The organism is Nocardia implantans, assembly GCF_035544775.1.
Taxonomy (GTDB): domain Bacteria; phylum Actinomycetota; class Actinomycetes; order Mycobacteriales; family Mycobacteriaceae; genus Nocardia; species Nocardia implantans.
In genome coordinates, this window is record NZ_JAYKYQ010000005.1 from 174,700 (window position 1) to 189,217 (window position 14,518).

Here is a 14,518-nt window from a genome sequence, read left to right on the forward strand (position 1 = left end):
TCGCGGAAACGTCATCCGGTCAGCCGTTGGCCGTGTCCGCGGCCTCCGTTGCCGTCTCGGCCGGGGCCGGGGCGACCGGTTCCGGTGCGCTGAGCGCCCGCGGCGGCGCGCTGAGCGCGTGCACCGCTCCGAGTCCCGCGCCGATGCCCGCGCCGATGGCGGACAGCGGGGCGGCCATCAGCGCCGCACCGTAGGCGGCCCCGATCGGGCCTGCGGCCAGGCCGATCGGCGCGAACGGCAGACCGATGGCCAAGGCGAGACCGCCGCCGACGGCCGCACCGAACAGGGCGAACGGGCTGGCGAACACGAAGCCCGCCGCCGCGCCGATCGCGGCGGCGCCCATGGTCTGACCGGCGACGCGGTCGGATCGCGTGCGCTCCATCCCGATCGAATCGAAGAACGTCGCCATATTCGCTTCGGCCATCGCGGCGGTGTCGTTGATCTGGATCGCCTGCTCCCGGTAGAGCCACTCCGGCGCGTCGACCTGCACGTCGCCGAAGCGCAATTTGCCGGAAGGCGGCGCGATCGGCGGCACGGGGGCCACCGGGACCGGCGCGTGCAGCCCTACCAGCGGAGCCAGATACTGGTGATCGGGCAGTGGACGTGCCCATTGCAACGAACTCAGCACGTCGTCGGGGATCCGCAGACCCTCGTACGGGCGCACGTTCGGCGCCTCGGCCGCGGGCCACTGGGCCGGTTCGGAATCCGTCCTGGTCACCGGAACCGGTAGATCGGGCTCGGCGTTCGCCGTCCCGGTTCCCACCAGCGCCAGCACGAGAGGAACCGTCCCCACGGCGACCAGGGAGCCCAGTTTCGCCCGGTGCGGCCTGGGTGCTCGGTGCTTGCCTGTGCCCATAGATCACCTTTCATCCGAAGGAGACGTCGACGCCTCACATTCGGATCCGCTGGGCGACCTGGATTGGTCGAACGCGCGACGACGGCGCGATCAGCCCGCTTTCGCGTCGGTGTGCGCCTTGTCCACCGCGACCCTGCTGTTGGTGGACGCGCCGAGGGCGGCGGCGAGTTGTTCGGCGTCTTCGTCGTCGCCGTTGCTGATCGCCTCCAGGGCCAATCGGGCGAACACCCACTGCTCGGTGGCGGCCATCTGCCCGCGGCTGCGGCCGAGGAAGGTGACGAACCACTGGATCACGGTGACGATCCGGCTGCGGTAGCCGACCAGGTAGTACAGGTGCAGCGCCAGCCAGGCCAGCCACGCGATGAACCCGCCGAACTCCAGCTTGCCCACCTGGCACACGGCGCTGAACCGCGAGATCGTGGCCATGCTGCCCTTGTTGAAGTACTTGAACGGCTTGCGCTCCTGCGGCGTCTGGCCTTTCAGCCCGGCTTTGATCTGCCGGGCGGCATAGGTCGCGCCCTGGATGGCGCCCTGCGCCTGCCCCGGTACGTTCGGCACCGACATCAGGTCGCCGACCACGAAGACGTTCGGGTGGCCTTTGACGGTCAGGTCCGGCTCGACCACGACCCGGCCCGCGCGGTCGACCTCGGTGCCGTCGGACTGGTCGGCGATCAGCTTGCCCAGCGGGCTGGCCTGCACGCCCGCCGACCACACCTTGCACGCCGACTCGATGCGGCGGACCGTGCCGTCGGAGTCCTTCACCGTGACGCCGAACGCGTCGACATCGATCACCATGGCGTTGAGCTGGATCTCCACGCCCATCTTCTCCAGGCGCCGTTGGGCCTTGCCGCCGAGCTTGGGACCCATGGGGCCGAGCACCGCGCCCGCGCCCTCGATGAGCACGACCCTGGCGTCGCGCGGATCGATGTTGTGGAAGGTGCCCTCCAGCGTGCGGTCGGACAGCTCGGCGATCTGCCCGGCCAGCTCCACGCCGGTCGGGCCCGCGCCGACGATGACGAAGGTGAGCAACCGGTCGCGCTCCTCCTGGGTGGTCGCGAGTTCGGCCTGCTCGAAGGCGCCGAGAATGCGGCCGCGTAGCTCCAGCGCGTCGTCGATGGTCTTCATGCCCGGCGCGTAGGTGGCGAAGCGGTCGTTGCCGAAATAGGACTGCTGCGCGCCGGTCGCGACGATCAGGCTGTCGAACGGGGTGACCGTGTCCTGGTCGAGCAGGCGGGAGGTCACCGTGTTGGCGGTCAGGTCGATGTCGGTGACCTCACCGAGCAGCACCTGCGCGTTCTTCTGCTTGCGCAGCACCAGCCGGGTGGCCGGCGCGATCTCGCCGACCGAAAGGATGCCGGTGGCGACCTGGTAGAGCAGCGGCTGGAACAGATGGGTCGAGGTCTTCGAGATCAGCGTGACGTCGACATCGGCGCGCTTGAGGTGCTTGGTGCCGAACAGGCCGCCGAAGCCCGAGCCGATCACCACCACCCGGTGCCGGCCGTTCTCGACAGTCTGAGTGCTCATCGTCCTGCTCCTCGATGGACCTTGGGGGTCGTCCCCGGCGGCGATTCCTGACAGCTAAACCGTAGCCGCCGCGCCGGGCACCGTCACGGCGAGATCCCCGTTCCTGGCGTGTTGCGGTGCGAAGTCGCACCGCCGCCGGGCCGGGTAGGGGAGGATCGACCCGAGCGAACCGGCCGGGTGGACGAGGTCGGGAGCCTACGATGGTAACTGTCGCTCAGGGAGGATTGCCATGGTCGCCGGTGACCGTGCGATCGGCCGGAAGCCCAGCGTGCAGGCCGAATCGGAGAACATCGCGCTGATCGAGGTACCGCACGGCCATCTGATCGACCGGGCGCTGGGATTGCTGCCGGAACGGCGCCAGGTGCTGGCCACCCCGCCGCTGGGCAGCGGCACCGTCCCGGTGCGCGGCGATGCCGGGCTGCCCTACCTGGGCCGGGCGTTGCACTACATGCGCTGGGGCCCAGCGGAGATGATGGAGCGCTACCGCAGGTACGGACCCGTCTCGCTGAACACCTCGCTGGGCGTCGACCGGGTGCTGGTCGCGGGACCGGAGGCGCTCGAAGAAGTGCTCGGGCACCGGCGCCGCGACTTCGGCCAGGGCTGGGACTATTTCATCGGCCGGTTCTTCCGGCGCGGCCTGCTGCTGCTGGAATTCGACGAGCACAAATTCCACCGCAAGATCATGCAGCAGGCGTTCACCAGAGACCGGCTGGAAGCCCACTTGGCGGCGCTGACACCGGTGGTACGCGACACCATCGCACACTGGGTGCCGCCGGAGCGCGACGCCGAACGCACGGTGCGGCTGTATCCGACGATCAAGGAATTGACCCTCGAGATCGCGGGCGAGACGTTCATGGCCGCCGACGTCGGCCCCCGGCGCAGGCAACTGATCGACGCGTTCGTCGACTGCACGCACGCGGGGCTGGCGATCATCCGGCATCCGGTGCCTGGCGGCAACTGGCGCGCCGGGCTGCGCGGCAGGAGAGTGCTCGAGGACTACTTCACCGCGATGCTTCCGGACAAACGCCGCGTCGAGACGGCTGACTTCTTCTCCGGGTTGTGCCACGCGCGCAGCGAGGACGGCGGAGTCTTCGGGGACGCGGACGTGGTCAACCACATGATCTTCCTGATCATGGCGGCGCACGACACCACCACGACGACCGCGACGGCCGTCGCCTACTACCTGGGCAAGCACCCGGAGTGGCAACAGCGAGTGCGCGCCGAAGTGCTCGACATGGACGCCCGCCTCGGCGACGCCCCGCCCGCCATCGCGGACCTGGAAACGCTGCGCGACCTGGACCTGGTGGTCCGCGAAAGCCTGCGGCTGATGCCGCCGGTTCCCGGACTGTCGCGCCGTGCCGTGCGCGACACCGAGATCGCGGGCCACTACATTCCGGCCGGCGCCCCGGTGGACCTGGCCTACCAGGTGAACCACCTGCTGCCCGAACTGTGGACCCACCCAGAGCGCTTCGATCCGGAGCGATTCGGCGAACAGCGGCGCGAGGACAAATCGCACCGCCTCGCCTGGATGCCGTTCGGGGCGGGCGCGCACAAGTGCATCGGAATGCACTTCGGCACGTTCGAGGTGAAGACGGTGACCGCGGCACTGGTGCGTGAATACGAGTGGCGGATCCCCGAGAAATACCGCATGCCCTGGGGATTCACCACGATCCCCTTCCCCAGGGACGGTGCGCCGATGACGTTGCGCAGGCGCGCGGCCGCCTGAGCGGCCGTGCGGTCAGCGGCCCGCGAGCAGGATCTCCGCGAGCTTGGTGTCGGTCTCGGCGCCTTCGGTGTAGCCGCCCGCGTCACCCAGCGAACTCATGATGGCCAGGGTGTAGCGCTCGCCCGGTCCCGCGAAGCCCACCGAGTTGACCACCCAGCCGCCCTGCTCGGCCGACCAGCCGTTCTTCAGGCCGGGACGCATGCTCGCGCCCGCGCCCCAGACGCCCCAGTGCTGGTTGGAGTCCACCGCGCGCATCCGGTCGACGAGGTAGTTGCGGTCGTCGGGGTGCATGTGGTTGAGGACGTGGTCCATCAGGCGGTCGAGGTCGGCGGCGGTGCACTTCTGGAACGACCAGTCCGGGAACAGCGCGGTGTTGGTCGGCTGCGGGACCAGCGAGGTCATCCCGTTGGCGCGGAAGGCGTTGTTGAACGCCATCCGGTCGATGCCTGCGTACTTCGTCCACAGCAGGTCGGCGGCGCCGTCGTTCGAGGTCGCGAGCATTCCCTCCATCAGGCCGCGGTCCTCGGGCGTCAGGTTGATGGCGCCGACCCGCGCCCGGTTGAGCAGGTCCGCGGCGATCGCGAGCTTGATGGTGGAGGCGGTCCAGACCGCGTTCTCGGCGTTGGCGTTGGCGTAGACGCCGCCCGACACCCGGTCGCGCAGGACGTAGCCGGTGACACCGGGACGGCTGTTGAGGTAGGCGTCGGCCTTCGCGATGCGGCTGCTCAGATCGCAGTCGAAACCGGGCAGGCAGCCTTGGGTGTGCGCGAGCGGCGCCGCGCCCGCGATCGGGAGCGCGGTGGGCAGGCTCGGGGCGATGATCGCCGCGGCGGCGAGGACACAGGCGGAAGCGGCCACGCGGGGAACGGCCCGGGTGGCGGGGGACGGGTAACGCACGAGGGACCACGATCGCACATCACGAGTCCGGACGCACGTCTTGAGCTCGCATCCGGGGTGTGCTATGCCCGTTTCCGCCCCTTGCGCCGCAGCGGATTTCGCTCATCGCCCCCGGCCAGGCGGGTCAGCGGAAGGCCGCGCGCAGTTCCTCGACGGTGCGTCCGTTGAGCCGGTAGCAGTGCTCGAAGGCCTCGGTGTGGCGTTCCCGTGGCCAGGAATGCAGGACGACGGTGCGACCGTAGTGGCGCGAGTTGATCAGCTCCCAGCGGTCACCGATCCGGCGGACCGTGAATCCGCCTCTCGGGACCAGGGGAATCACCATCGCATCCATGAACGCGAACCAGCCTTTCGGTGCAGCTCTCTCGTTCCGCCCCGGTGCAAACTCTCCTCCCCGGTGCAGCACTGTCGCACATCGCCGTGACGGTTCCGGCGTGACACGGCGGAGTAATCCGTTCTGGTGTGGTCCATTTCACTGACCTCAGGATGGGGCGGTGCAGTTGCGCGTCGGTCGCTGCGCGTATAAACGTGCACGAAGTCCGAGGCAGGTGCTGCCGGACACCGGCGATCGAGAGGGCGCAGATGCCGCTGCACATCCACCGTGCCGAGCGCGCCGACGTCCTTGCCCGCGCGCTCGCCGGGGTGCTGGCGTCGCCGCAGGACGACCCGTTCGCCGCCGAGGTGGTCGCGGTGCCGGCGAAAGGCGTGGAGCGCTGGCTGGCCCAGACGCTGTCGGGGGTACTCGGCGCGGGCGGCGCGGCCGACGGCGTGTGCGCGAACATCGCCTTCCCCTCTCCCGCGGCGCTGGTCGCCGAGGCCCTGGCCGCGGCGAGCGGGGTGGCGCAGGCGGAGGATCCGTGGGCGCAGGAACGGGCGGTGTGGACGCTGCTGCGGGTGATCGACGCCTCGCTGTCCGAGCCGTGGTGCGCTGTACTCGCCAGGCATCTCGGCGCGCGGGACGCCGCGGGCGGCGAGCACCGCGCCGGACGGCGTTATGCGACCGCCGCTCAGCTCGCCGCGCTGTTCGACAGTTACGCCGCGCAGCGTCCCGCCCTGATCACCGAGTGGGCTGCGGGCCGGGACACCGACGGCGCGGGCGCCCCGATTCCCGACGACCTGCTCTGGCAGCCGATGCTGTGGCGTAGGCTGCGCGCCGAGATCGGGACGCCGAGCCCGGCCGAACGGCTCGACGCCGCCTGCGCGCGGCTGCGCGCACGGCCCGATCTGGTCGCGCTGCCGCCGCGGCTGTCGCTGTTCGGCGTGACCCGGCTGCCCAGCGACCAGCTCGCGGTGCTGTCGGCGCTGGCCGCTGGGCGCGAGGTTCACGTGTGGCTCGTGCATCCGAGTCCGGTCCTCTGGTCGGCTCTGAGCGAGCTGCCCGCTGCCCGGTCGCGCGCCGAGGATCGCAGCGCCACGGCGGTCGAGCATCCGCTCTCGGCGGGGCTGGCTCGCGACGTCCGGGAGTTGCAGCAGCGGTTGGCCGCGTCCGCCGCCGTCGGCTCCGACACCTACCATCCGCGCGCCGCGTCCGGCGACATCGCGACGGAGGACGATTCGCCCGCGACATTGCTGCGCGCGCTGCAACGCGGTATCCGGGACGACCGGTGGCCGCCCGCGCCGGGTGCGGCCCGCGCCGACGGCACCGTGCAGGTGCACGCGTGCCACGGCCCGGCGCGGCAGGTGGAGGTGCTGCGGGAATGCCTGCTGGGGTTGTTCGCGGCCGACGAGACGTTGCAGCCGCGTGACGTGCTGATCATGTGTCCGGAGGTGGAGGCGTACGCGCCGCTGGTGCGCGCGGCCTTCGGGCAGCGCACGCCGGGATCGCCGGAAGCGCAGAGCGATCCGGAGCACCCGGCGCATCTGCTGCGGGTGCGCCTTGCCGACCGGGGGCGCGGGGTGACCAATCCGCTGCTCGCGGTCATCGCGGTGCTGCTCGAGCTGGCCGACGGACGGGTGACGGTGACCCAGGTGCTCGATCTCGCCGCCGCCGAAACCGTCCGGCGCCGGTGCGGATTCGACGACGAGGACATCGAGCGACTGCGCGAGTGGGCGGCGGAATCCGGGGCCAGATGGGGCATCGGGCAGCGCCAGCGCCAAGCGTTCGGGCTCGCCGATTTCGCGCAGAACACGCTGAACAGCGCGGTGGACCGGATCCTGCTCGGGGTCACGGCGGGGGAGACCGCCGAGGACTGGCTGGATCTTGCGCTGCCTCTGGACGACGTGGACAGCAACGACGTCGATCTGGCCGGGCGTTTCGCGGAGTTCATCGATCGGCTCGCGGTGTGCCTGCGCGACCTGCGCGGCCCCCGGCCCGCGCACGAATGGGCGGCGGTGCTCGGCCGGGCACTGGATCTGCTGACCGACGTGCCCGAGGCGCAGGCGTGGGTGCGCACCGAGGCCAGGCAGGAACTCGCCGCCGCCACCGACCACGCGGGCGATGTGTCGTTGCGGCTGGCCGACGTCGGTGTGCTGCTGCGTTCGCGGCTGGCGGCGCGGCCGACGCGGGCCAACTTCCGCACCGGCGAGCTCACCGTCTGCACGATGGTGCCGATGCGGTCGGTGCCGCACCGCGTGGTGGTGCTGCTCGGGCTCGACGACGAGATGTTCCCGCGCGCGAGCGTCGCGGACGGAGACGATGTGCTCGCCCGCGAACCGCTGCTCGGCGAACGCGATCCGCGCAGCGAGGACCGGCAACTGCTGCTGGACGCGGTGCTCGCGGCCGGGGACACGCTGTTGGTCTTCCACACCGGCGCCGACCCGGTCAGCGGCGCACACCGCCCGCCCGCGATTCCGGTGGCCGAGTTGCTGGACGCGCTGCGGGCCCACGTCGGCGCCGAGGCGATGCGCGCGGTGGTGACGCGGCATCCGCTGCAATCCTTCGATCGCCGCAACTTCCGGGCCGAACATCCGTTCAGCTTCGACACCGTGGCCCTGGCCGGCGCGCACGCGGCCGACGGACCGGTGCGTCCGCGGCCCGCATTCCTGGCCGCGCCGCTGCCCGCCGCGCAGACGGCGGACGTCGCGCTGGCCGATCTGATCTCGTTCGCCGAGCACCCGGTGCGCGCGTTCCTGTGGCAGCGGCTCGGTCTGCGGGTCCCGGAGCACGACGAGGACATCGCCGACCGGCTGCCCATCGAACTCGACGGCCTGGCCAAGTGGGAGCTGGGCGAACGCCTGCTCGCGGCCCGCCTCACCGGCGCCGACCCGGCCGGGCTTCGGGCGGCGGAGTGGCGGCGCGGCACGCTGCCGCCGTTCGGATTCGGCGCCGCCGTGCTCGACGAGGTCGAACACACCGTGGACCGGTTGGTGCGCGCCGCGCAGGCGGACTACACGGGCCCGGCGCGCGCGGTGGACATCGCGGTCGACCTCGGGAACGGGCGGCGGCTCACCGGAACCGTGCCCGAGGTGCGCGGGGACACCCTGGTTCGCACCACCTTCTCCCGGCTGGCCCCCAAACACCGGATCGGGGCGTGGGTCTCGCTGCTGGCGCTGACCGTCACCGAGGACCGCCCATGGCGGGCGGTGAGCACCGGCCGCGGCCAGTTCGGGCGTCCCGCCTGGCGCTGCGAGCTCACCCCACCCGACGCGCCCGCCGCCATGGAGATCCTGCGCCAGCTGGTCGCGTTGCGCGACGCGGGTCTCACCGAACCGCTTCCCGTCGCGCCCACCGCCACCGCGGTCTACGCCGAACGCCGTTTCCGCGGCGCGAACACCGAGGACGCGATCGCGGCGGCGGAACGCGAATTCAACGGAGGGCCCAACGGCCCCGGGCCTTTCGGCGATCACACCGACCGCCATCTGCGCTACATCTGGGGTCCGGCGCCCCGGCTCGACGACCTCATGGCCGCGCCCGCCCCGGCGGGGGAACCCGGCGAGAGCACCCGCTTCGGCGCGCTGGCCCGGCGCATGTGGACGCCGTTGCTGGCCGCGGAAAGCCAGGGTCAGCCGTGATCGAGCGCGAGCAGGCCCGTTCGGAGCGCATCCGGGGTGGGTTCCGGTGCGAACGCGCGCGACACAGCGCCGCGGCGCGTGTCGGTCGCCGGGGCGCGACGGCGCGCGCGGCAGAATATCGGCTCGGACAGTCGCTTCGGGAGCACCGTCCGGCGTGGCCGGACACCCGGGCGACCGCGGAGCGCGGGACCACCGGCCGCACAGGAGGGAGGCACGCATGACCGTGCAGGAAACCTCCTTCCCTGCGGGCGCTTTCGACGCCGACGCGTTCGAACCGTACGGGCCGCTGCCCACCGGCACGACCGTGCTGGAGGCCAGCGCGGGCACCGGCAAGACGCACGCCATCGTCGGTCTGGCCGTGCGCTATGTCGCCGAGGCGGGGATCGAGGTGTCCCAATTGCTGCTGGTGACGTTCAGCCGCGCGGCGACGCAGGAACTGCGGGAGCGCACGCGGGACCGATTCGTCGCCGTCGCAGCCGGATTGGCCGATCCCGGCGCGGCCCGAGCGCACGCCGACGAACTGGTCCGCCATCTCGCGCAGGCCGACGAAGACGAGGTCCGGTCGCGGCGGCGACGGTTGCTGACCGCCCTGTCGGATTTCGACGCGGGCACCATCGCCACCACGCACAGCTTCTGCCAGCGCATGCTCGACGAACTCGGTCTCGCGGGCGAACACGACCCCGGCACCCGGCTGGTGGAAACCGTCGACGACCTGGTCGGCACCGTCGTCGACGATCTGTATCTGCACCGTTACGCGCGATCGCAACCGCCGTTCTCGGTGAAGGAGGCCCGCGCGCTCGCGCTGGCCGCGGTGCGCGACCGGCACGCGGCGCTGGCGCCCGACGGCGAGGCGGGCGAGCGGGTGGCGTTCGCGCAGGCCGTCCGCGCGGAGACCGAGCGCCGCAAGCGGCTGGCCGGGCTGCGCGACTTCGACGACCTGCTGGTGCTGCTGCACGACGTGCTCGCCGACCCGGAGCACGGCCCGCGCGCGTGCCTGCGGATCCGGGCGCGCTACCGCGTCGCGCTGGTGGACGAGTTCCAGGACACCGACCCGCTGCAATGGGACATCCTGCGCAGGTCGTTCCACGGGTATGCCACCTTGGTGCTGGTCGGCGATCCCAAACAGGCGATCTACGCCTTCCGCGGCGCGGAGGTGCTCAGTTACCTGGACGCGGTCGCGCACGCCGACGTCCGCAGAGAACTCACCACCAACTGGCGCAGCGACGCGGGGCTGCTCGCCGCGCTGGACCACCTGCACGGCGCGGCGGCCTTGGGGCACGAGCAGATCCGCGTCTATCCGGTCGCCCCGACCAGGCCGTGGTCGCGGTTGTCCGGACCCGGCGAACTCGTCACGCCGCTGCGGATCCGGTGCCTGCCGCGCACGGGAGCGGGGCCGCTGAACAAGTCCGGCTTCCCCGCCGTCGGCCGCATGCGGGCGAAGGTCGCCGACGATCTCGCCGCCGACATCGTGCGCCTGCTGGAATCCGGTGTTCTGCTGGACGGTAAAGCGGAAATGGTTGCCGCCGAGGGGGATTCGCTCCGAGTGAGCGACCCGGCGCGCAGGCAGATCGGGCCCGGCGACATCGCGGTGCTGGTGCGCACCCGCTCGCAGATCGACGTGGTGCGCGCCGCGCTGGATCGCGTCGGCGTCGCCTCCGTGCTCGCGGGCGGGGTCAGCGTCTTCGCGACCGAAAGCGCCACCGACTGGCTGTGGGTGCTGCGGGCGCTGGAACAGCCGCACCGCGGCGATCGGGTGCGGCTGGCCGCGTGCACACCGCTGCTCGGCGTGACCGCTGCCGAGATCGATAGCGGAGGAGCCGATCTGGTCGGCCGGGTCAGCGCCCAGTTGCGTGAGGCGGCGCGGCTGTTCGGCCGCGCGGGATTCGCGGCCGTGTTCGAGAAGATCGCGGCCGAAACCCGCTTGGCGCCGCGGCTGCTCGCCGTGGAGAACGGGGAGCGTCAGCTCACCGACCTGCGGCACCTCGCGCAGTTGCTCGACCAGGTCGCGCTCACCGAGGGACTGGGGCTGACCGCGCTGACCCGATGGCTGGCCGACCGGGTGCGCGATCCCGCCTCCGGCGCGGTCGCCGACCGCAGCCGCAGGCTCGACCGCGACGCCGCCGCCGTCCAGATCGCCACCGTCCACGCCAGCAAGGGACTCGAATTCCCGGTGGTGTACCTGCCGTTCGCGTGGGACAGCGCGAAGAATCCCTATCCGGCGACGTTGCTGTTCCACGCCGAGGACGGCGCGCGCGTGCTGGACGTGGGCGGCCCGGACGCGCCCGGCTACGCCGAACGCAAGGCGCGCGGCGAAGCCGAGGAGGCGGGCGAGGAACTGCGGCTGCTGTACGTCGCGCTGACCCGCGCCATGTGCCAGGTCGTCGCTTGGTGGGCGCCCGCGATCACCACCGCGGCTTCACCGCTGCACCGCATGGTCTTCGGGCGCTCCGATCGGGGCGCCGCCGTCGCCGCCCGAGCCGCGGTTCCCGCCGATGCCGTTGCCGCGCAATCCCTTTCGTCCTGGGCGCAGGAGGCGGGCGCGGCGATCTCGGTGACGGCGGTGGCCGGGACCGACGGTGTGGCGATCCGGCGGGCGCGCACGGCGCCCGCACCGGGAGCACTGGCCGCCGCACGTTTCGACCGGGTGCTGGACCAGCAGTGGCGGCGCACGTCGTACTCGGCGCTGACCGCCTCCGCGCACGGTCCGGCGGCGCCCGGATCCGACAGCGAGCCGGAGGACGCGCGCGGGCAGGGCGACGAGCCCGAGGGCACCTCCTCGATCGGCGCGGCGGAACCGGAGGCCGCTGGCGCGGCGTCGCTGATGAACGCGTTGCCCTATGGAGCGGAGTTCGGCACGTTGGTGCACGGCGTCCTGGAACGGATCGACACCGGTCGTCGCGATCTGGACGCCGAGGTGCGCGACCGGTGCCGCGATGCGGTGGCCGAGCTGATGGCGGAGCTGGATCCGGAATGCCTGGCCACCGCGCTGCTCGCGGTGCTGCGCACCCCGCTCGACGGTGGCTGTCTGGCCGATGTCGCCGCAGGCGACCGTCTCAGCGAACTCGAGTTCGAGTTGCCGCTGGCGGGCGGGGACCGCGTCGGCGCCACCGCGGCGACGCTGCGGCGCGTGGCGGAGTTGCTGCGCGAGCATCTTCCGGCGGACGACGACATGCTGCCCTACGCCGACCAGCTGGCGGCGCTGGAGGACATCCCGCTGCGCGGATACCTGACCGGCAGCATCGACGCCGTGCTCCGCGTCGCGGGCGGCGCGCATCCGCGCTTCGTCGTCGTGGACTACAAGACCAACCGGCTCGGCACCGGCGATCTCACCGTCGCGCACTACACCCGCGACCGGATGGCGGCGGAGATGCTGCGCTCCCACTATCCGCTGCAAGCGCTGCTGTATTCCGTCGCGCTGCACCGGTATCTGCGCTGGCGGCTGCCCGGCTACGACCCCGCTCGGCATCTCGGCGGGGTCCGGTACCTGTTCGTGCGCGGCATGATCGGACCGCGGACCCCCGCGGGTTGCGGCGTCTTCGACTGGCACCCGCCCGCCGATCTGGTGGTGGCGCTGTCGGCGCTGCTGGCGGGGGAGGCGGGGCGGTGACCTCGATCCAGGTGGCGCAGCGGGGAACCGGCCTGCTGCGCGTCTTCAACGAGGCCGGTGTGCTGTCGGCCGCGGACGTGCACGTGGCGCTGCGGCTGGGCAGGCTGGGCCGGGAATCGTCGGAGCCGGTGCTGTTCGCCGCGGCGCTGGCGGTGCGCGCGGTGCGCTCCGGATCGGTGTGCCTGGAACTGCACCGGATGCGGGAGATCGGCGTCGACGCCGACGAGACGTGGGACGCGGGCATCGATCCGGCGACGCTGCCGTGGCCCGACATCCCCGCCGTGGTCGCCGCGCTGCGGGTGAGCCCGCTGGTGCGCGGGGGACCTGCGGGTCCGTTGCGGCCGCTGCGCCTGGTCGAATCCCAGGGGGCGGGCGATTCCGGTCCGCTGCTCTACCTCGATCGGTACTACCGGCAGGAGCAGACGATCCGGCGGGTGCTCACCGAGCGATCCGCGCACCATCCGGTGGTCGATCCCGCGATCGTGCGCCGCGAACTGGACCGGTTGTTCGACGGGCCGTCGGCGACGGCGCCGGATCGCCAGCGTCTGGCCGCCGCGCTCGCCGCGACGCACTGGACCACCGTGGTCGCCGGTGGACCTGGCACCGGCAAGACCCACACCATCGCCAGGATCATCGCGTTGCTGGCCGCGCATCGCGAGGCGGAGCCGAAGCTGCCCGCGCTGCGCATCGCGCTGGCCGCGCCCACCGGGAAAGCGGCGGCACGCCTGCAGGAAGCCGTTCGCGAGCAAGCGGTTGCGCTGCGATTGCCGGAACTCACCGCCGCCACCCTGCACCGGTTGCTCGGCTGGCAGCGCGGTCGCAGCACCCGGTTCAAGTACCACGAGTTCAACCGGCTGCCCTACGACGTGATCGTGGTCGACGAGACCTCGATGGTCTCCTTGACCATGATGAGCAGGCTGCTGGCGGCGCTGCGCCCGGACACCCGCCTGGTGCTGGTGGGCGACCCGGACCAGCTCGCCTCGGTCGACGCGGGCGCGGTGCTCGCCGACCTGGTCGCCGGGCCCGTCGCCGCCACTCCGAATCCGGTGCTCGACGAGATCCTCGGCCCGGAGGCGACCGGCGAGCACGCCGAGGCGTTGACCGTGCTGGAGCGCACCCGCCTGCGGGGCGGCATCGTCCGGTTGACACGGGGCCGCAGGTTCGGCGGACGGATCGCCGAGCTGGCCGTCGCGGTGCGGGCGGGCGACGCCGACGCCGCGCTCGAGCTGTTGCGCGCGGGCGGTGACGAAGTGTCGCTGGGCGCGCCCGACGAGCTGACCGCGGTCCGCGCCGACGTGGTGGGGGCCGCGACCGCGGTCACCGCCGCCGCGCTCGACGGCGACGCGGCGGGCGCGCTGCACGCGCTGGAATCGCATCGCCTGCTGTGCGCGCACCGCCAGGGGCCGTTCGGTGTCGAGCGCTGGGACCGGATGGCCGCGGAATGGGCCGCCGTCGCGGGGGCGGGCCCCGATTCCCACCACGCGCCGTGGTACCCGGGACAACCGCTGCTGGTCACCGCGAACGATCACGAGGCGCGCATCTACAACGGCGACACCGGCGTCGTCGTGCGGATGCCCGACGGTTCGCTGCGCGCGGCGCTGCAACGCGGCAGCGAACCGTACCTGGTGCATCCGACGCAGTTCCCCGCCGTGGTGACCGTCTTCGCCATGACCATCCACCGCAGCCAGGGCAGCCAGTACGACACCGTCTCGGTCGTCCTGCCCGAGCCCGAATCCACCTTGCTCACCAGGGAATTGCTGTACACCGCGATCACCAGGGCGCGCCGCCACGTCCGCATCATCGGCACCGAGGAGTCCATCCGCGCCGGTATCGCGCGGCGGGTGCTGCGCGCCAGCGGGCTGTCGCGCCGGGAAGGACCGCGATGACCCTGCGCGGCGCCCGCCGCGTCTACCCTGGCGGTCCGCGCCGCCGCGCAGCCCCGGCCGCGTACGACGGGTCG

At 72.2% G+C, this 14,518-nt stretch carries 8 protein-coding genes; 4 read left to right on the plus strand and 4 right to left on the minus strand.

Annotated elements, in window-relative coordinates:
* Positions 1-19: 19 nt before the first annotated feature.
* On the minus strand, positions 20-856 hold the full coding sequence (locus tag U3653_RS14085; RefSeq protein WP_323123987.1) for a hypothetical protein: 837 nt from the start codon (positions 854-856) through the stop codon (positions 20-22).
* A gap of 90 nt (positions 857-946) precedes the next feature.
* Entirely contained in the window at positions 947-2,380 is a 1,434-nt protein-coding gene (locus tag U3653_RS14090) for an NAD(P)/FAD-dependent oxidoreductase (RefSeq protein ID WP_195080152.1), read from the minus strand.
* A gap of 229 nt (positions 2,381-2,609) precedes the next feature.
* Between U3653_RS14090 and U3653_RS14095 the strand changes: the two genes are divergently transcribed.
* Positions 2,610-4,106 (plus strand): cytochrome P450, encoded by a 1,497-nt coding sequence (locus U3653_RS14095; protein ID WP_195080151.1) that lies wholly within the window; start codon positions 2,610-2,612, stop codon positions 4,104-4,106.
* Between the two features lie 12 nt (positions 4,107-4,118).
* On the opposite strand, the gene U3653_RS14100 is transcribed toward U3653_RS14095, so the two are convergent.
* On the minus strand, positions 4,119-5,003 hold the full coding sequence (locus U3653_RS14100) for a serine hydrolase (protein ID WP_323123988.1): 885 nt from the start codon (positions 5,001-5,003) through the stop codon (positions 4,119-4,121).
* 124 nt (positions 5,004-5,127) lie between these two features.
* Positions 5,128-5,325, minus strand: coding sequence for a hypothetical protein (locus U3653_RS14105; RefSeq protein WP_228827007.1), 198 nt, complete (start codon positions 5,323-5,325; stop codon positions 5,128-5,130).
* A 257-nt stretch (positions 5,326-5,582) separates the two neighbouring features.
* Between U3653_RS14105 and recC the strand changes: the two genes are divergently transcribed.
* The 3 genes from recC (at position 5,583) to recD (ending at position 14,444) form a co-directional block, all read left to right on the plus strand.
* Positions 5,583-8,951: an exodeoxyribonuclease V subunit gamma gene (gene recC / locus U3653_RS14110; RefSeq protein WP_195080150.1), complete on the plus strand. Its 3,369-nt coding sequence runs from the start codon at positions 5,583-5,585 to the stop codon at positions 8,949-8,951.
* A 217-nt stretch (positions 8,952-9,168) separates the two neighbouring features.
* Entirely contained in the window at positions 9,169-12,558 is a 3,390-nt protein-coding gene (locus U3653_RS14115) for a UvrD-helicase domain-containing protein (RefSeq protein ID WP_195080149.1), read from the plus strand.
* Entirely contained in the window at positions 12,555-14,444 is a 1,890-nt protein-coding gene (recD, locus tag U3653_RS14120) for an exodeoxyribonuclease V subunit alpha (protein ID WP_195080148.1), read from the plus strand. The genes U3653_RS14115 and recD overlap by 4 nt, the downstream gene beginning before the upstream one ends.
* The last annotated feature ends 74 nt before the right edge of the window (positions 14,445-14,518 follow it).